Raw genomic sequence first — 17,036 nt, 5'->3', positions numbered from 1 at the left:
TCTCCCGGCGGGAAATGTAGAACTCACGGATCCGCACGCTCCCTGATGAATTCGGCACGGATCCTCATGTGCACGTCATCCCCGACAGCGGAGGACCATTTCGTCAGCCCGAACGCTGCCCGGCTGAAATGGCCGTCGGCGGAGAAGGCCAGCGTTTGGCGTGTGCCCGGCGGCTCGTGTGGGTCTGCGTCGAAGGTGACGTCGAGCGTGACGGGGTGCGTCGTCGAGCGGATCGTTAGGTTACCTGTCAAAAGGCAATTGAGCGGACCGGTCCGGACAAGGCGAGTGCTGACGAAGCGAATGGCCGGATAGTGCATCACGTCCAGCATGCCGCCGCCTTCGACGATTCCGGTGACAAAGGGCGCGTTCGCTTCGAGGCTTGTCGCGTCGATCGTCACCATGACCCGGCCCGAAACCAAACCCTGGAATCCATCGAGCTCGGCACCTATACGGCTGAAGCGCATCGTGAGATTCGAATGCCAGGCGTTCGTGACGTCGAATGTCACACCCGAACGGCCTGGATCGAGTCGATACTGTGCCAGTGGTGAAGACGCGTCGACTGGATCGGCGCTAACCCCGAAAGCTGCGCACGCAGCGCAGGCGAACATCGCGATTACGACTGCGCGTGGTTTGAGACGACCCATGGCCACGCCAGGTCGACGAATGGGGATGCGATCCAGCACGCTTTACCTCCACTTTTCGGGATGTCCGCCCAACTCGCTGCACACGTCGGCAGCTATCGTGCGCAATTGACCCTCGGTCATCTGCCCGGAGAGCGCGTAATCCATATGATCGTTTGCCCAACTGAACGTACGACGATCGCCTTCGCGCAGGAGTTGGATCGGAATATCGCGTTGCGAAGTTGTGCTCATGTAAAGCGCAAGCCGCGCGCCAGCCCCGTTTTCGTACATGAGTTGCGCGGCTGGCCCGGTTATACCTGGCAACAGCCGCCCACCCAGCAGCGCATAGCCGTACTCACGTAGCGACGGCGCCGAGAGCGGACGATTCAGGCGCTTCGAGAGCCAGACGATGAGCGCCCCCTCGCGCGCGGCAGTCACCTCGACCGGATGACGCCGCTCGGGCGCGTAGACCGCGTAAGCGAGGTCGGCTTGCCCGGCAAATGCCATCTGTGCCGAAATAGGCGCAACGGACGTCGAAATCACACTGGCGAGCCCTGCAAGGGCGGCGCCCGCGGCGAACGCGCTGACGGTGAGCGCGGCGCGATGCTGCCAGGACGCGCGCGTGCGCAGCGCCGCGTACGGTCTGGTCGTTTGCGCGGCGGAATCAGCGCACAGTACGCGCAAGGCGGCCCGCTGCGCGCGATAGCTGGCGACGAGGATTGCAGCATGCCGGTTGACTGCCAATCGTGCTCCTAGTGCCCGGTGTTCCGCTGGCGTCAGTTCACCGTCGACGAATGCCGATAGCGCACGCACTTCCGGATCGCTGAAGCCTGATGCCGCACCGGGGTAGAGATCGTCGCTCATCGCGCCTGCTCAATACTGCCAACGACACGTGGCTGCGGAGCCACTCTTGCAAGCGGCACGCGAATGCGTCAGTCGCCCGCTAAAGGTGTGACACCGCCGTACTGGCAGCCAGGCCACCGCCGGGTTGCCAGCGTGTCCATTCACACCGAAAGAGTCTGTCTGAACTGGATCACCGCCCCGTGACGTGCTGAGGACATCGAGAAAACGCTCAGCATGCCCCCTTTATTCCTCTGCGCCTGGAAGCCGAATTGGAGTGTTGTAAATCTGTAAGGAAAATATTCTCAGCAGCCGTGGAATAGGGGCGCACATGTGAGGTTTACCCAGCAACACGGTGCGACCTCGGAAAGATCGAGCGAGGTCCGATCGCAGACGAACAACTTCCACGAAGCCTGCAAATGAGCCGAACGATAATTCAGCCTCTCTGGGTTCGCACGACACACTGGATCAACGCCGTGGCAGTCGTGCTGATGGTGACAAGCGGGTGGCAGATTTATGATGCCTCGCCAGTCTTCGCACGACTGAAAATTCCCGCGAACATGACATTGGGCGGCTGGCTGGGTGGCGCATTGCAGTGGCACTTCGCGATCATGTGGTTGCTGGTCGCGAATTATCTCGTCTACATGTCCCTCAATATCCTTTCAAAGCGCCTCTGGAGAAAGCTTCTGCCGATCCGTTGCGGTGCGCTGGCAAAGGATCTTGCCGCCGCGCTGCGCGGCAAACTGGGGCATGAGGATCTGGCGCGCTACAACGCCGTTCAAAAGCTGGCCTATGTGGTGGTTATCGTGGATATCGCGATCCTGATCCTTTCGGGGTTGGCGGTATGGAAATCGGTTCAGTTCCCGCTGTTGCGCACACTCATGGGTGGATACGACAACGCACGTGTCGTCCACTTCTTCGCCATGAGCGTTCTCGTAGCGTTTTTCGTCGTGCACGTCGTTATGGTTGCATTCGTGCCGCGCTCGCTACTCCTGATGATTCGCGGACGGTAATCGATCATGCGCTCAGGCAAAAAGCAACCCAATGCGTTTCTCGTCTCGCACGCGGATTCGATCATCAAGGACGCGCGCAGCGAATTGAAGAGTCCCGCGCGCCGATTGCTCGGCAAACAGATACTCTCGCTCGGCGGCATTGCCATGCTCTCGGGCTGCGATCTCTCGAACGACAAGTCGGTGAATACCATGCTGCGCAAGATGTCGTTCTTCAACGACCGCGTGCAGGCGCTGCTCTTCGATCCGAACAAGATGGCGCCGACGTATCCGGAGTCGATGATCACGCGGCCTTTCCCGTTCAACGCGTTCTATGACATCGACGACGTACCGGAAGTCGATTCCGCGACGTGGCGGCTCCAGGTGGGCGGACTCGCTAACGGCAAACGCACCTGGACGCTCGGCGAACTGCAGGCGATGCCTCAAGAGAGTCAGATCACACGCCATATCTGCATCGAAGGATGGAGCGCGATCGGGCATTGGGGCGGTGTGCGTTTCTCCGAATTCCTGCGCCGCGCGGGGGCAGACAGGACTGCGAAGTATGTCGCGCTCCATTGCGCCGATAACTACTGGACCAGCATTGACATGCCGACAGCGCTGCACGCACAGACGTTGCTCACGTTGACCTATGACGGCGACGTGCTGCCGCCGAAATACGGCTTTCCGGCGAAGCTGCGGATGCCGACCAAACTCGGCTACAAAAATCCCAAGCATATCGTCGCCATCACGGTGACGAACGAGTACCCTGGTGGCTATTGGGAGAACCAGGGCTACAACTGGTTCGGCGGTTCCTGAAGTGCAATCGACCTTTTCCTCAACGCGTATCTGCTAAACGGAGCATTCATGACCATTCGACTGAAAGTTGGTGCGACCATTGCCGCTATGGCGCTTGCCGGCAGCGCGCTGGCACAAACGCCTGATGTGAAGCCAACGCGTATTCGCGGCAATATTGTTTCTCTCGACGGCGATGTTCTCAAGGTCCATCGACGCAGTGGCGACACGGTCTCGATCGCCCTCGCGGCAAATGTTCCTGTGTCGACCGTCAAGGCGATGCAGCTATCCGACATCAAGCCGGGAACGTTCGTCGGCACGGCCGCGACGACGGGCACGGATGGCAAGCTGACTGCAACGGAAGTCGTGGTCTTCCCGGAAGCCGCACGCGGCACGGGGGAGGGCCACTACGCGTGGGACCTCGGCCCGAACAGCACGATGACCAACGCGAACGTTGATACTGTCGTGCAGGGCACGGACGGCCGCAACCTAAAGCTGTCGTACAAGGGCGGCAGCAATGAGGTAACGGTGCCACCGAATGTACCCATCGTCACCTTCGTGCCTGCTGCCCGCTCAGATCTGGTGCCAGGCAAGCAAGTCTTCGTGGTCGCGAAGCCAGCGTCACAGAGTACATATGCCGCGCAGCGCGTCGTGGTCGAAAAGGACGGTGTCGTTCCTCCAATGTGATTCCACGGGCGTGCGCTATCGCGACCTTCACGTACTGATCGTTGACCTGTGCGACGACTTTCGGCGAAGACATGCTTATCTCCAGGTCAGAAGGAGGGATGCCGCGAGTAGCACGCCCATCGCGAGATTGAGCATGCGCCAGTGACGCGGCGTTCGAAAGAATCGCGCGAGCAGCACGCCAAGCGCGCACCAAAGCGCGAGCGACGCACACGCAGCAACGCCAAACGCGGTGGCGAAGAGTATCGCAAGGCGGTTCGGACTGCTTGCGAGTAGCGCGAACGACGCCGCTGCGCCGACCGTCATCGCCCAGCTTTTTGGGTTGAGCCAGAGCAGCAGCAAACCGTTGACGAGCGTAACCGGGCGCGCGGGGCCGTTGTCTGCGCCCGGCGGCCCGCTGCGCGCGATGCGCCACGCGAGCCACAGCAGATACGCAGTGCCGAGCGCCTTCACCGCCGTTTGCAGCGATGGCAACGCGAGCAGCAAACCGCCCAGCCCAAGCGCGGCGATCGCAGCGAGAAAGGCGAGGCCTATCGCGATGCCGAGCATCATCGGAATGGAGCGTGCGAAGCCGAAGCGTGCGCCCGAGGCGGTGGCGAGCGTGGTTGCTCCTCCGGGCGTCACCGTCGAGACGGCGACAAAAAGTAGAAGCGGCAGGATCGAGGTCATGGATGCACATCCGCGTAAGTGAGATCTGCACTGTACGGATCAGCAACGCATCCTGAAAGGTAATAATATTGATGCGATCCATTACGCGGAATAATGCATAGATGAGCCGGAACCTGGACCTCGATCTGATCCGTACCTTTGTAGTGGTCGCCGATAGCGGCAGCATGACGGTCGCCGCGAATCTGCTGCACATGACGCAAGGCGCCGTGAGCCAGCAGGTGAAGCGCCTCGAAGACGTGCTGGATTGCCTTTTATTCGTGCGCAAGACGCGCAAGCTGGAGCTTTCGCGCCAGGGCGAGCAGTTTCTCGTGAAAGCGCGCAAGCTGCTGCGGCTGAACGACGAAATCTGGGCCGATATGACCGGCCAGCCGCTGCGCGGCGCACTGCGTGTGGGTGTGCCTTACGATCTCGTGACGCGGCTCGCGCCCGCGATGAGGGCATTCGCCGAGGCCCATCCACACGTCGACATATCGCTGGTATGCGAGGCCTCACCGGAGCTGCGTGAAGCGGTCGACGGTGGTCGTGTGGACGTCTCGTTGATCGAATACGTCGCGAGCGAAGCGCAAGGAGAAGTGGTCCGCATCGAGCCCTTGGTGTGGGTCAATGGGCGCGGCAGCGATGCGTGGCAGAAGCGGCCATTGCCGTTATCGATGGTGGATGAGCATTGCGCGTTCCGGCAGGTGGTGCTCGGCGCGCTCGCGGACAAGGGCATTGCGTGGCGCACGGTGTTCGAGAGCGGCAACATCGAGGCGACCGCTGCGACGGTGCGCGCGGGCCTCGCGATCACGACCTGGCTCGGGTGCACGGTGCCGGCCGATCTGGAGATGCTCACGCCTGACGCAACCGGCTTGCCTGCGTTGCCTGCGTTCGCAATCTGCCTGCGATTTCCAGCGACGGTTCAACCCGCGGCGAAGGAATTCGCGCGCTACGTACACGAATCGATGTCGAACGATGCAGGCACTCCACGCGCGCAGCTTGTGAGCATTGCGTAACGTATCCTACAAGCGCGGCGGTAGCGCCGCAGCAAAGAAGTCGGTGACCCGGCGCACTCGCGCAGGCACGAAACGGCGCCTCGGCCAGACGATACTCACGTCGCGGGCGTCGCGAATGAACTCGTCGAGCACGGTCACGATGTCGGGATGCTTGAGTTCATCGGCGAGCGAAAGCTTCGCGAAGAGTCCGATACCCACACCCGCGAGCACGGCAGATCGTATTGTCTCGACACTATTCGACGACAGGTTGCCTCGCACTGGTACGCTGAACCGGCCTCGTGGCCCATGAAACGGCCAGTTGGCTGATTCCATCAAACCGCCATAGAGCAGGCAATTGTGATTGGCGAGTTCCGCAGGATCCTTCGGTATGCCGTGTTGCTCGAAATAGCGACGCGATCCGACGCAGACCAGCGGGGTGCTGGCGATTCGCTTCACGACCGAATCCGGATCGTTGACGGCGCCCACTCGAATCGCGAGATCGATTCGATCCTCCACCATATCGCGTACGAAATCCGACAACACAAGATCGACCCGAAGACCAGGATGGCGCGACAGCAGTTCGGGAATGAGCGGTAGAACGTGCAGGCGGCCGAAAGTCGAAGCGGCGGCAATCCTGACAAGGCCCGAGACGTCCTGCGTGCTGCTGGTCAGTTCGCTGTCGGCCAGTTCGATCTCGTCCAGCAACGGCTTGGTTCGCTCGTAGTATTTCTGCCCCTGATCCGTAAGCGTCACGCTGCGTGTGCTTCGGTTGAACAGCAGCACGCCGAGGCGCATCTCCAGCGCGCCGATCGCCTTGCTGATGGCGGACTGTGATTCGCCGGTTCTACGCGCCGCGGCGGAAAAGCCACCCGCTTCGACAACGGCAATGAAGGCGTTCAATTCGTGAAACCGATCCATTGCATGTCTCTCGTGCAACCTATTCTCTCGAAGAATAGATCTTATGATAACTCTGCTAATTATCATCCGCGGGGGCGGCAATTACGATGTGACTTCCATTCATCAACAGGCAGAAGGTTCGAATGTCCACTCTCGCAGGCAAGATCGCCGTCGTTAGCGGCGGAACGACGGGTATCGGTTTGGCGATCGCACAGCGGTTCGTCGCCGAAGGCGCTCACGTCTTCATCTTCGGCCGTCGGCAAGGCCCGCTCGACGAGGCCGTGAAACTGATCGGACGCAACGTAACCGCTATCCAGGCTGACGCCGCGAATCTCGCGGACCTCGACCGCGTCGCGGCAGCAGTCAGGGACGAAAAGGGTGTCGTCGACATCATCGTGTCGAACGCGGGCTATACCGAACAGGCTTCGATCGACACCATCACGCCCGAACATTTCGACAAGGCATTCAATCTCATGGCGCGCGGCCCCGTATTCCTGGTTCAGAAGTTACTGCCGATGATGACGGGTGGTGGATCGATCATCCTGGTTTCGTCAGCCATGCACCTCATGGGTATTCCTGGTCATACCGCCTACGCGGCGACCAAGGCCGCGTTGCGTTCCTATGCCCGCACCTGGGCCGCTGAATTCAAGGATCGCGGTATTCGCGTCAATATGCTCAGCCCTGGGGTCACCGACACCCCGATTCTCGACGCCCAGTCGGCGACACGCGAGGATCTGGTGAGCATGTACAAGAGCATGGTCCCGATCGGCCGGCTCGCCCGGGCCGAGGAGATGGCCAGCGCGGCGCTTTTTCTCGCCTCCGACCAGAGTTCCTATATGACGGGCGCGGATTTGATGAATGACGGCGGCATCGGCCAGGTTTGAGGAACAAGGGTCGCCATTTACTGCGGAGACATCGGCTGCGGCAGATTTCGGCATTCGCCAAAGTGATCTTTTTCTTATAGAGGATGACTAGTGGACAGTTCAATGATCTGTGCAATCCTCGGACTAGGCAAGATCGGCTCGGCTTCGCGCCGGTCGAACTCGGGAAGATCGGCGAGGGCGGCCTCCTCGTTCAGGCACGCGGTAACACGTGGGCCCAGCTTATCTTCCAGGATCTGGTCAAGTTCGATTGATATTCAGCGCGCCAAAACGCGCTGGACGGAGTTGTCATGAGTCACCCAATGCTGTTCACGCCGCTGCAAGTCGGCAACCTCAAATGAGCCAACCGGATCGTGATCGCCCCGATGGCACAATACTCGGCCGAAGACGGGCAGATGAGCGATTGGCATCTGATTCACCTCGGCCAGCTGGCGATTTCAGGCGCGGCGGCGCTAACCATTGAGGGCACGGCGGTTACCCCAGAGGGACGCACGAGCTATGGCGACGTTGGGCTCTATTCGAAGGAGTGCGAAGTCTCGATGGCGCGCGTGCTGCAGAGCATTCGACGGTGGTCGGACACGCCGATTGGAATCCAGCTCAACCATGCTGGCCGAAAAGGGTCTCGGCAGAAACAATGGGATGGCGGCGCACAGATTCGATATGGGCACGCCAATGGTTGGAGCACCTACGGCCCATCCCCGGTCGCTTTTGCGGCAGGGGAGACACCGCCTGCCGCCTTGGACCGCGCCGGTCTGGCCGCCATTCGCGACGCCTTCGCGGCCGCAGCGCAACGCGCCTCCCGGCTTGGATTGAATTTCATTCAAATCCTTGGCGGGCACGGCTATCTGCTCCATCAATTTCTCTCGCCCCTCTCAAACCATAGGGACGATGAATACGGCGGCTCATTGGAAAACCGGATGCGCTTTCCGCTCGAAGTTTTCGAGGCCGTGCGAGACGCGTTTTCACATGATCGCCCGGTTACGATGCGGGTATCCGCGACTGACTGGGTGGACGGCGGGTGGACCGTGCAGGACGCGATCGCATTTGTCCAGGCACTGGAGGCTAGAGGCTGCGCTGCGGTCAACGTCTCAAGCGGCGGTTCGAACCCAACGGCGCAAATTCCGATCGGCCCTGGCTATCAGGTTCCGTTCGCGCGCGCAGTCAAGCAGGCGACGACGCTCCCTGTCATCGCCGTCGGCATGATCACTGAATTCGAACACGCCGAATCCATTCTCAGCGCGGGAGACGCCGATCTGATCGCGCTTGCTCGAGCCATGCTCTTTGACCCTCGATGGCCCTGGCACGCTGCCGCCCACTTCGGTGCTCAAATCAGAGCGCCGAGGCAGTACCTTCGCTCTCAACCCAGTCGGCTGCGAAAGGTGTTCGTCTGAATCCGACTCGTAGAGTAAGGGGGCGGTGAATCGCGTCGAGTACAGCGATTTGCGGTCGTGGATGCGCAGGACGAAGCGGCCCGGCTGGGCCGCATTGCAGCCGGTTGGTGGCCTGCGCTCTCGTGCCGCACGACCGGCTATTCGACCGTATAACCCCGCCCCGCCATGCAGGCACGCCATGCGTGCCAATATGACGACATTGCGTACTCGTTGTTCACCTGGGCCTGCGCGTTGTATGCGGCTATCCCACGCCGTTCCTGACGCCGTTCTATCCCACCGGCCATCGCACCGATCGCAGCCCCTGCCGCGGCCCCCTTGCCGGCGTCGCCAGCAATTGCCCCGGCTACGCTTCCCGCCGCCGCGCCGCGTGCTGCGCCGACCACGCGCTGGCCACCGGGCACCACGACGGGGGCCGGCGCCGTTGCCGCGAATGCGGGATCGACGCCGCTTTGCTGCCTCGCCCAGCTATAGCAGGCAGCGTCGTCATTCGACTGCTGGTAGGGTGACTGCCCCCTTGCGGGATAAATCACCGGCTTCGGGTAAATGACCTGTGCCTGCGCAACTTCGGCGGTGGCCGGCACGATAACGGACGCCAGCGCGAACGCAGCCTGCGCGGCGAACATGAATTGTCGACGTTTGCTCATAAGTGACTTGCGGGAAAAAGTCGCCCGCACGAAGGCGGGCGAGAAGGGAGAGTCCACATGAAGTGAAACGACAGATCTGCTCTTGATCGCTGCAGCTGTCATGACCATATTGCGTCTATCCGTCATTCGCCACAATCATAGAAGTTGGAAAGTGCTAGCTAAGTCGTCGCATTTATTTTGGCATACGAATCGATTCTTCTTGTGCATTCGCACATGCGTGCGAACTCTTGCGAGACGAACCCGGCCTGGCTTTCGATTTCGGCGTTCCAGATCCCCACTTCCGCGAGGTAGTGGCGCAACTCTTCGCAGAGCGCGAGCAGTTCGGAACGCTCGAGAACGGCGAGCGTGCCCGAGATTCGGTGCAACGCTCGCTCTAGTTGAGCGACGTTGCGCTCGGCAATGACGCTTTCAAGCGTTTCAAGATCGATTTCAGCTTGCTCAAGAAAAGCGCTGATATAGGCTGCGGGCACGCGCGGAATTTCTGGAATATCGCTTTCAGATGTCGCGTTCCCGGCCTCTGGATTCTCGTTGCGATGAAGCGCCTTTGCTTCCGAAGCGATGCCGTTGCGTATCGAAGCGAGAACGGCAAGCGAGACGGGTTTCCTAAAATAGTCCGCGAAACCCATTGTGCGCGCGTCAGAAACGTCTGCATGCCGCGTGCTCGCGCTGACCGCGTAAACCGGGATATCCAGCGCGAGCGCGTCAATCTCGCGAAGCAGTTCGAACCCGTTCATATCGGGCATATCGATGTCGGTCAGCACGGCGTCGACGCGATTGTTCGACAGCGTTGTCAGTGCCTCGTAGCCATTGGCCGCCTGAAGCACGCGAGCGCCCAAAACGGAAAGTTGATCGCGAAGCAGGCTCCGGTTCAGGCGGTTGTCTTCGGCGATCAGGAGGCGCAGGCCCTTCAGCGGCTTCTCGGGCATCTGGCCGCTGCGCCCATCGATGAGCGGTCCAGGCAGCGGCCCACCCGAGATCGCCCCCAGCAGCGCAACCTGAAATCCGGCGCGACTGTAGATCGAGACCTCCTGGCTTCCGTCCGGCCGTGTCGAGGCGACAAGCGGCCCCTGTTGCTTCATCCAGACAATCGAGGCTGGCGTGGGCCACCATCGAGCAACGTCCTCAGGAGAAAATTCTTCGGTAACAACGAGGCATTCGAATGCGTCGCTGTCGAGAGGGTCGCTCATGTCCCGCATGGCCATGGGCGGGCTATCTGCCCAGTCCAGATGGTTCAGCAGCGTTTCATAATGTTCAGGTGCACGAAACAGAACCACGGTTCGGGTTGCAGGCGCGCTCGCAGGCGTGGCGATGTCGCTGCCGGCATCCGAAACCCTGAGGGGCAGATTCACGGTGACGCGCGTGCCGACCCCCGCCATGCTGTCAAGCTTGATCCCACCGCCCATGAGTTCGCAGAGTTTCGCGCAGATCGAGAGACCGAGCCCGGTGCCTCGTGCGTTGCCGAGGCGGTGCGCTGACGCCTGGGAGAACGGTTGGAAAAGGCGATCGCGCTGGTCCTCGGGGATCCCGACTCCGGTGTCGGAAATCTCGATAGTGAGGCAGTCTTTCCACCATCGCGCTCGCATCACCACTTTCCCGGAGTGGGTGAACTTCAGCGCGTTGTTCAGCAGATTGTTGATGATCTGCGACACACGCACAGGGTCGAAATGGAGTTCAGGCGGAATGCGCCGGTCGAGAACCGCGTGCAAGGTCAGCCCGCGCTTACCCGCCTCGCGTGCGTGCGACGCCGCGATCCCGTGTAGCAGATCGACGAGCGACCCGGGCGTTTCTTCAATGCTCAACGCGCCAACATCGATTTTCGAAAAATCGAGTACGTCGTTGACCACCTGCAACAGACCATCTGACGAAACCTGCATCGCGCGAACGCGTTCTCTTTGTCCTGCATCCAGTTGCCCCAAGGCGAGGAGTTCGATGTTCCCTACGAGCGAGGAGAGCGGCGTCCGTAATTCATGGCTCATCGAAGCAAAGAATGCGAGCTTCGCTTTCGCGGCTGCATCGCTCGCGAGCTTGGCTTGCCGCAGCAACTGCTTCGAGTGATGGTGCTCGGTCATATCTACGATCGCACAGAACAGCACCGGCTCGTGCCTGACTTCGGCAGGCGCATAGGTGATCTCCAGGTGGACCGGATTGCCGTCTGCCCGGTTCAGGGTAAACGGGATCTGGAATATGCCGGATTCGCCTGCGCTCGCCGCCTGTGCGCCGAGATGCGCGTCGAATACGGCGCGCAGACCGTGCGGCAAGCGCGTTTCCCCCGTAGACATGCCCAGAACCTCGCTCGCGATCTGGTTTGAAACGATGATTTCCAGCGTCTCGCGCCGCACGATGCACAAACCAACGGGGTTCGCATGGACGAGCAGATGGTTGAGCATCTCGCTCTCGAGCGCCCGCGAAGCCTCTTCGTACGTGACCACGAGGAAGCGGTAGTTCCAGTGCCGGTACATGGCGAAAAGCAGAACGAGCACCACCGCTGTGACTGCGCCTATCAGCAGCAATTCGTCGGCCATTTTCTGCAACTGTTGCCCAGGCGGAAGCACGAAAACGAGGCGGCCGAAATCGGCGGTGAGGGGTGCAAGGCGCAGCGCCCAGCCATACCCCGGAATCCAGTGAAATACGCCGTCCTGACGGCCTTGCAGCTTGTGGTCGAGCAGTTCGGCTTTGACGTCTTCTCCAGAGTTGGCCAATGGAGCGTCGAAGTTGTCAAACAGGATCGCATCCGGAACGGACAGACCTTCTCTTGCTGGCTGGAGCAAATCTCTCAATGCAATGCGTGTCAGGGCAACGGCATAGATCCGATTGTCCTTCGAAACCAATGACGCGCCGATCATCTCTGGTCGACCTCGTGTTTGACCGGAAGGCAGCGTCAGCCAGACGACACGCTTTTCCCGCGCTGCTTCCAGCGGATCGAGTCTCGCGGCACGGTACTGATTGAGGACGGCGTCCACGATCATCGAAGTCTGCGTCGACGAATACCTCGCTTCATCGCGCGATCGCGCGGAATAAGGGGCGACGTATCGATAGGCTGCCCCGTCGGCAACCGAAATCATTTCGATGGCCGGCATCTGCCCCGCCGCGAGCAGGATGCGGACCGCCTCGTTACAGCTCTGCTGAAGGACAACGTCCTTGTGCCATGGCGGCGAAACGTGCACGCACACCCCGTTCGCGCGATCGTCGTAGTCGGGATGGAACGGGTCGTTCGCACGCAGGCTAAGTATGAGGTTGGAAGCCGTGAGCGCGCTGCGGCGCTCGAGGACTGCGTCCACGACGCTCTGCTCATAGATGCGCGCGAGTTGTTCCTGCGCGCGCAGCGAGACGTTCAACCGTACCGCGATCGCCACTGCCGCACAGGCGAGCGTGCACAGCGCCAGCAGGGCCACAACAATGGAAAAGACACGCCTTTCGCGCTGCAGGTTTTTCTCGACGGAATCGAAGGTGCGCAGTGGTGATTCATCGCGTCGAGGTGTTGCCGTCTTCTTCATACGAGACCGTGGTCACGTGCATACGTGATCAGGTCAGCGTTGTTGGCGATATTCAGCTTCTGCATGGCGGAGCGCTTCTGGGCCGCGATCGTCGCGAGCGAACGATGAAAGGACGCCGCGATACTCGTGAGCGAGTCGCCGTTTGCGAACATGCGCACGACCTCGATTTCCCTGGGGGACAAATGGCACGCATTTGCACCGGGGCGTCCACCCGTGCTGGCGATCCTGTCCGCAACGGCCGGGGAGAGATGCGGGCCAGCACTGCCCGATACCGCGTTCAGGCAAATTCGCTTCAGGATTTCCGGGTCTTCCGACTTGCCCGCAATGCCAGCTACGCCTTCGGCCTTGATGCAGGCCAGCAGACCGCTGTTGGTGAGCATGGTGAAAACGACAATGGGCGTATCGGGATGACGGCTGCGCAGACGCTGGATCAGCCGCAGGCCGTCTTCGCCGCCCTGCGCGCGCTCCATCGAAAAATCAGTCACGACGAGATCGAAGCGTTGCTGTTCGAGTGCTTCAAAGAGCGCCTTGCCGGACTGGCATAGCTCGACGACCTGAAAGCCGATGGTGCTTAGTGCATCTCTGATCGCGAGGCGAATCATCGGGTGATCGTCTGCAATCGCAGCGGATAAGGTTCTAATTTGTAGGGGATAAGTCATCTACATGATGGCCGTTCAGATAAGGCTCTGTCCGGATAGGTGGCGAGAATGCGGCATGTCAACCATCTTCTATCGATCAGAAAGTGGACATATCAATCATAAAAGGGTCGATTCCTGCGTAGAAAAAGTCTTCTATTCCTGCGTGGTCATCTTTTTTTAGTTTACCTGACTCGTGCGTTTTCTCGCACCGGCGAGCGCAGATGGCCTTTAGCACACGGTTTGATCGCCTCGACGCACTGGCGCCGATGCGCCGGACGAGCGGAGTAGCCAATAAAAGAGCGCCGTGGATGAAAGTGGTTCCGAGATCACATTGCCCTGAGCGTCGAGATCGCCATACCGGCTGAGCCAGGCGAGTTGGTTGACATTCTCCACACCGTCGACGGCTACGGAGATTCCGAGGTTATGCGCGAGGCTGACAACGCTCGTCAAAATGCCTGCCGATGTTGGATCGTGCGGAAGGCTCTGCATGAATTGACGGCAAAACTTCACCCCACTGACCGGTAACGTAATCAGGCTCGAGAGCGTCGAATGCTTGAGGCCGAAATCGTCGAGGACGATGGAAATTCCCATCCGCCTGAGTTCCGATAATCGCGCGATGAGAAATCGGGTGACATCGTGATCGGCCGGTTCGCGCATCTCGAACCTGATTCGGGCGGGTTGAACAGCATGTTGCCGGATGCTGCGTGCAACCAGGGCGGCAAACCGGTCATCGAGAAGTTGATCCGGCGATATGGCGATCGAAAGCGCCACGTTGGCTGGCGTGCAGCACTGCCATCGAGCCAGGTTGGCGCAACCGTCGTTGAAGATGGTCTCGAAGTCCGGCATTGCCGGCACAGCGGGCTCAGTGCTCCATCGGACGATGGCCTCGGCGCCGGTCAACATACCCGATCGTGCGGACACGATCGGTTGGTATTCGATCAGGAATCTGCCACCCGAGGGGCTGTGAGCACACTCTGGCGTGCCGTTCTCAATCGGCTGGACACCAGACGCATTTGCGCTCTTCGCTTCGCGCCGCAAGCAACTGACCATTCCCCGTCTCCCCTGTGTGGAATTCCATCTCATGACGAGAATAGGGCGCGCCCATCGTCCGGGCTATCACAGGAATCAGAAATGACACGCTCGCATTTTCTGATTCCTGTGATAGCGACGATGTGCCGCGGCGCGTAATTTACCGACCTGATGGAACGACTGACAACACACATATTGCAGTTCGCGATGTGTGTCCCAACGGAAGGGAACGACATAGATGAACGGGAACGATCATTCAGCGGCTTCGCGAGGGCGAACCGCCTGGCTCGCCGCGCTCCTGTCGAGCGTCCGCCACGCTTGCAGCCAGTTACGGCAATGGAATCTCGCGCGGTGGAGCGGCACGATTCGCGCCGCCGCGCATCAACTCACACTGACGTTGGCCGTGGCTGGCGCCGGGCAAGCGCATGCGCAAGCGATTCCCACTGACGGATGGGCGCGCATCTCCCCGAATGCAGGCTATGGATTCGGCTTCTATATGGAGGTAGCGCGGCCTCGAGAACATGGCGGCACCTTGCCGGGCAAATATGACCTGCTCTATACAGATCAGGCGCAAGGCATGGACGCCCAGGCCTCGCGCCGGGAAATTGGCAGTCGTTCAACAGCGACACCAACAGGGGGCGTAAGAATCGACCCTGTGCTGAGCAACCTCGAAAGCGCGGGGGTGATGACAATCGCGCTGGGCATGAAAGAGGCGGTGCCGATGATGGTATTCACGGGCTCTGTGTCGAACCGGTGCATTGGACGCTACCCGGATTGCGGCCAGGATCGCCTCAGCTATCAACCCCTCTCGCAGCCGCAGACGCCATGAAATTCGAAGCGAAGCAAATGGCATGTATGGCTGGGCATCCGCGTATCGCTAACGCTTTGGCTCGGTCTGGCCGGTATCTGGCGGCTAGCGGCGCGCTTCTGGCACTGAGTTCGCCAACATTCGCCGCGGTTTCGCGAGGGACCCTCGAACATGCCGCCGATTTCATGTCGTGGGTGGTTCTCGCCGTCGTACCAGTTGCGGGTATTTACGTCTTCTGGATTCTCCATATCTTGCCGGAAAGAGTTGCGAGGAAGAAGCAGCATCCGCAAATGGAGGCGATCCACGCGCTGTGCCTGCTGTCACTGTTCTTTGGCGGACTTTTGTGGCCATTGGCATGGCTATGGGCGCACACCAAGCCGGTTTTTTACCGGGCGGCCTACGGCACCGACAAGCTGCCACCGGAAGATACAGATGCTCAGACAACGGCGGGTCACGCGCACGAGCAAGTTTGCGCAGCCGCCAACGAGAAGGACAAGGTTTAGATGGAAGTTTTGATTCTGGGTGTCTACGCGTTCTGCGTGTGGCTGATCTTCTTCAAGTTCAAATGGCTGCCGTGGAACCCCGTTTCCATGGTAATCGCATTTACGCTGCCGATCATTGCACTCGCAACCATTATTCTTTCCCTCAACGTCGTAGCGCCATCGACTCATGACGTGAGGGTGGTCGGCAAAGTCCTGCAGGTCGTGCCGCAGGTCAAAGGGCGCATCGTCGAGCTTCCGGTCGAGGGCAACCGGCATTACCGTAAAGGCGATGTCCTGCTTCGCATCGATCCCACTCCGTACGAATTGTCCGTTGCGCAATTGGAGGGAAGGCTGCATGCCGACGACGCAGCCGTTGCGGAGGCTGAAGCTTCGAGCCGGCAACTTACGCAATCCGTGCGCCGCGAAGCCGGGAAGGTCAGCACCGTGCAAGCCTCGTTGTCGCTGGCGAGGCAAAGGCTGAAGGAGCAGGACGCATTGCTTGCCGCCGGGGCGGGCTCAAAGTTCGACCGTGACGATGCCTTGGCGCGGCAGAGCGAACTGGAAGGCCAACTGGTGAGTGCGCAGGCTGAGGAGGGCGAGGCGAAGGCGAAGCTTTCGGCGCAAAGCCAGGGTGAGTTCGCCGCCATCGCTGCCGCGCGGGCACACCGCGCAGAAACCGCGAACATGCTCGAAAACGCCAGGTGGGAGCTATCCCAGACGGTGTATCGCGCTCCGGCGGATGGCCGGGTCGTGAATCTTCAGGTTCGTGTCGGCACGATGCTCGTCCCTTTGCCGTTGACGCCAGCGTTCAGCTTTGTTGAGGATGACCAGGAACTGATCGCGTTCTATGGCCAGAACGAGTTGTACAACGTGCGGCCAGGCGACGTGGCCGAAGTGTATCTGCCGACGATGCCGGGAGCGATCCTCGAGGCGAAGGTGGATTCGATTGTCTGGGCGCAGTCTCAAGGGCAATTCCCTCAAGGCGGCATGCTTCCCAATACCGGTCCCGTCGACGCGACGCCGAATCGCTTCGCCGTCAAGCTTGCACTGGACGATAAATCGAAGTGGCCGCTCCTCCCGGTCGGCGCGCTGGGCGCAGGGGCGATCTATACGCAGCATGGCGAAGCGATCCAGATAATCCGCATGGTGTTTCTGCGCGTGAGTTCCAGGCTGAACTATCTCGTCCTCAAGCTGCATTAAAGGAATG

General features: G+C 60.4%; 17 protein-coding genes and 1 pseudogene. 10 read left to right on the top strand and 8 right to left on the bottom strand.

The features are described from left to right. Positions 1–23: 23 nt before the first annotated feature. Together L0U83_RS26780 and L0U83_RS26775 are read right to left on the bottom strand one after the other, a co-directional pair. The gene (locus tag L0U83_RS26780) at positions 24–683 is read right to left on the bottom strand and encodes a YceI family protein (RefSeq protein WP_233887181.1); all 660 of its coding nucleotides are present in this window, start codon (positions 681–683) and stop codon (positions 24–26) included. Between the two features lie 3 nt (positions 684–686). Beyond that, entirely contained in the window at positions 687–1,484 is a 798-nt protein-coding gene (locus tag L0U83_RS26775; protein WP_233887180.1) for an anti-sigma factor family protein, read from the bottom strand. Between the two features lie 395 nt (positions 1,485–1,879). Between L0U83_RS26775 and L0U83_RS26770 the strand changes: the two genes are divergently transcribed. The 3 genes from L0U83_RS26770 to L0U83_RS26760 are packed head-to-tail and all read left to right on the top strand — an operon-like array spanning position 1,880 to position 3,928. Further along, positions 1,880–2,473, top strand: coding sequence for a cytochrome b/b6 domain-containing protein (locus L0U83_RS26770; RefSeq protein ID WP_233887179.1), 594 nt, complete (start codon positions 1,880–1,882; stop codon positions 2,471–2,473). A gap of 6 nt (positions 2,474–2,479) precedes the next feature. Then, the gene (locus L0U83_RS26765; RefSeq protein ID WP_233887178.1) at positions 2,480–3,265 is read left to right on the top strand and encodes a molybdopterin-dependent oxidoreductase; all 786 of its coding nucleotides are present in this window, start codon (positions 2,480–2,482) and stop codon (positions 3,263–3,265) included. 48 nt (positions 3,266–3,313) lie between these two features. Then, positions 3,314–3,928: a hypothetical protein gene (locus tag L0U83_RS26760; RefSeq protein WP_233887177.1), complete on the top strand. Its 615-nt coding sequence runs from the start codon at positions 3,314–3,316 to the stop codon at positions 3,926–3,928. A gap of 75 nt (positions 3,929–4,003) precedes the next feature. Here the strand turns inward: L0U83_RS26760 and L0U83_RS26755 are convergent, their stop codons facing one another. After that, a complete protein-coding gene (locus L0U83_RS26755) occupies positions 4,004–4,594 on the bottom strand; it encodes a LysE family translocator (protein WP_233887176.1) in 591 nt (196 codons plus the stop codon). A 101-nt stretch (positions 4,595–4,695) separates the two neighbouring features. On the opposite strand from L0U83_RS26755, the gene L0U83_RS26750 reads away from it, so the two are divergent. After that, positions 4,696–5,586: a LysR substrate-binding domain-containing protein gene (locus tag L0U83_RS26750; RefSeq protein WP_233887175.1), complete on the top strand. Its 891-nt coding sequence runs from the start codon at positions 4,696–4,698 to the stop codon at positions 5,584–5,586. Positions 5,587–5,592: 6 nt separating this feature from the next. Here the strand turns inward: L0U83_RS26750 and L0U83_RS26745 are convergent, their stop codons facing one another. Then, entirely contained in the window at positions 5,593–6,483 is an 891-nt protein-coding gene (locus L0U83_RS26745) for a LysR family transcriptional regulator (RefSeq protein WP_233887174.1), read from the bottom strand. A 122-nt stretch (positions 6,484–6,605) separates the two neighbouring features. Between L0U83_RS26745 and L0U83_RS26740 the strand changes: the two genes are divergently transcribed. From L0U83_RS26740 to L0U83_RS26730, 3 genes and pseudogenes are all read left to right on the top strand, one after another. Continuing rightward, positions 6,606–7,346 carry an SDR family NAD(P)-dependent oxidoreductase gene (locus L0U83_RS26740; RefSeq protein WP_233887173.1) on the top strand — a complete coding sequence of 247 codons (741 nt, stop codon included), beginning with the start codon at positions 6,606–6,608 and terminating at the stop codon, positions 7,344–7,346. Positions 7,347–7,477: 131 nt separating this feature from the next. Continuing rightward, positions 7,478–7,597: pseudogene (locus L0U83_RS26735) on the top strand (NADP oxidoreductase coenzyme); the annotation flags it as partial. 96 nt (positions 7,598–7,693) lie between these two features. Next, positions 7,694–8,734, top strand: a complete 1,041-nt coding sequence (locus L0U83_RS26730; RefSeq protein ID WP_308445088.1) for an NADH:flavin oxidoreductase/NADH oxidase — start codon at positions 7,694–7,696, stop codon at positions 8,732–8,734. 137 nt (positions 8,735–8,871) lie between these two features. Here the strand turns inward: L0U83_RS26730 and L0U83_RS26725 are convergent, their stop codons facing one another. From L0U83_RS26725 to L0U83_RS26710, 4 genes are all read right to left on the bottom strand, one after another. After that, positions 8,872–9,378, bottom strand: a complete 507-nt coding sequence (locus L0U83_RS26725; protein ID WP_233887172.1) for a glycine zipper family protein — start codon at positions 9,376–9,378, stop codon at positions 8,872–8,874. Positions 9,379–9,536: 158 nt separating this feature from the next. Then, entirely contained in the window at positions 9,537–12,455 is a 2,919-nt protein-coding gene (locus tag L0U83_RS26720; protein WP_233887171.1) for a hybrid sensor histidine kinase/response regulator, read from the bottom strand. A gap of 413 nt (positions 12,456–12,868) precedes the next feature. Beyond that, a complete protein-coding gene (locus tag L0U83_RS26715) occupies positions 12,869–13,531 on the bottom strand; it encodes a response regulator (RefSeq protein ID WP_267939518.1) in 663 nt (220 codons plus the stop codon). A 207-nt stretch (positions 13,532–13,738) separates the two neighbouring features. Continuing rightward, on the bottom strand, positions 13,739–14,560 hold the full coding sequence (locus tag L0U83_RS26710) for an EAL domain-containing protein (RefSeq protein WP_233887169.1): 822 nt from the start codon (positions 14,558–14,560) through the stop codon (positions 13,739–13,741). A gap of 217 nt (positions 14,561–14,777) precedes the next feature. Between L0U83_RS26710 and L0U83_RS26705 the strand changes: the two genes are divergently transcribed. Genes L0U83_RS26705 through L0U83_RS26695 form a run of 3 tightly spaced genes read left to right on the top strand, consistent with a single transcriptional unit; the run spans position 14,778 to position 17,029 of the window. Then, positions 14,778–15,368: a hypothetical protein gene (locus L0U83_RS26705; RefSeq protein WP_233887168.1), complete on the top strand. Its 591-nt coding sequence runs from the start codon at positions 14,778–14,780 to the stop codon at positions 15,366–15,368. Then, positions 15,365–15,850 carry a DUF3302 domain-containing protein gene (locus L0U83_RS26700; RefSeq protein WP_233887167.1) on the top strand — a complete coding sequence of 162 codons (486 nt, stop codon included), beginning with the start codon at positions 15,365–15,367 and terminating at the stop codon, positions 15,848–15,850. The genes L0U83_RS26705 and L0U83_RS26700 overlap by 4 nt, the downstream gene beginning before the upstream one ends. Continuing rightward, entirely contained in the window at positions 15,851–17,029 is a 1,179-nt protein-coding gene (locus tag L0U83_RS26695) for an HlyD family secretion protein (RefSeq protein ID WP_233887166.1), read from the top strand. It begins immediately after the preceding gene. The last annotated feature ends 7 nt before the right edge of the window (positions 17,030–17,036 follow it).

This window comes from Paraburkholderia flagellata (genome assembly GCF_021390645.1).
Classification (GTDB): Bacteria; Pseudomonadota; Gammaproteobacteria; order Burkholderiales; family Burkholderiaceae; genus Paraburkholderia; species Paraburkholderia flagellata.
The sequence above is the reverse complement of the archived record's forward strand: the minus strand, read 5'-3'. Positions and strand labels throughout refer to the sequence as shown.

Excerpts from the sequence above, each read along its gene's own strand:
- L0U83_RS26775 (WP_233887180.1), bottom strand. The coding sequence starts at position 1,484 with ATGAGCGACGATCTCTACCCCGGTGCGGCATCAGGCTTCAGCGATCCG.
- L0U83_RS26770 (WP_233887179.1), top strand. The coding sequence starts at position 1,880 with ATGAGCCGAACGATAATTCAGCCTCTCTGGGTTCGCACGACACACTGG.
- L0U83_RS26765 (WP_233887178.1), top strand. The coding sequence starts at position 2,480 with ATGCGCTCAGGCAAAAAGCAACCCAATGCGTTTCTCGTCTCGCACGCG.
- L0U83_RS26760 (WP_233887177.1), top strand. The coding sequence starts at position 3,314 with ATGACCATTCGACTGAAAGTTGGTGCGACCATTGCCGCTATGGCGCTT.
- L0U83_RS26755 (WP_233887176.1), bottom strand. The coding sequence starts at position 4,594 with ATGACCTCGATCCTGCCGCTTCTACTTTTTGTCGCCGTCTCGACGGTG.
- L0U83_RS26750 (WP_233887175.1), top strand. The coding sequence starts at position 4,696 with ATGAGCCGGAACCTGGACCTCGATCTGATCCGTACCTTTGTAGTGGTC.
- L0U83_RS26745 (WP_233887174.1), bottom strand. The coding sequence starts at position 6,483 with ATGGATCGGTTTCACGAATTGAACGCCTTCATTGCCGTTGTCGAAGCG.
- L0U83_RS26740 (WP_233887173.1), top strand. The coding sequence starts at position 6,606 with ATGTCCACTCTCGCAGGCAAGATCGCCGTCGTTAGCGGCGGAACGACG.
- L0U83_RS26725 (WP_233887172.1), bottom strand. The coding sequence starts at position 9,378 with ATGAGCAAACGTCGACAATTCATGTTCGCCGCGCAGGCTGCGTTCGCG.
- L0U83_RS26720 (WP_233887171.1), bottom strand. The coding sequence starts at position 12,455 with ATGCCGGCCATCGAAATGATTTCGGTTGCCGACGGGGCAGCCTATCGA.
- L0U83_RS26715 (WP_267939518.1), bottom strand. The coding sequence starts at position 13,531 with ATGACTTATCCCCTACAAATTAGAACCTTATCCGCTGCGATTGCAGAC.
- L0U83_RS26710 (WP_233887169.1), bottom strand. The coding sequence starts at position 14,560 with ATGGTCAGTTGCTTGCGGCGCGAAGCGAAGAGCGCAAATGCGTCTGGT.
- L0U83_RS26705 (WP_233887168.1), top strand. The coding sequence starts at position 14,778 with ATGAACGGGAACGATCATTCAGCGGCTTCGCGAGGGCGAACCGCCTGG.
- L0U83_RS26700 (WP_233887167.1), top strand. The coding sequence starts at position 15,365 with ATGAAATTCGAAGCGAAGCAAATGGCATGTATGGCTGGGCATCCGCGT.
- L0U83_RS26695 (WP_233887166.1), top strand. The coding sequence starts at position 15,851 with ATGGAAGTTTTGATTCTGGGTGTCTACGCGTTCTGCGTGTGGCTGATC.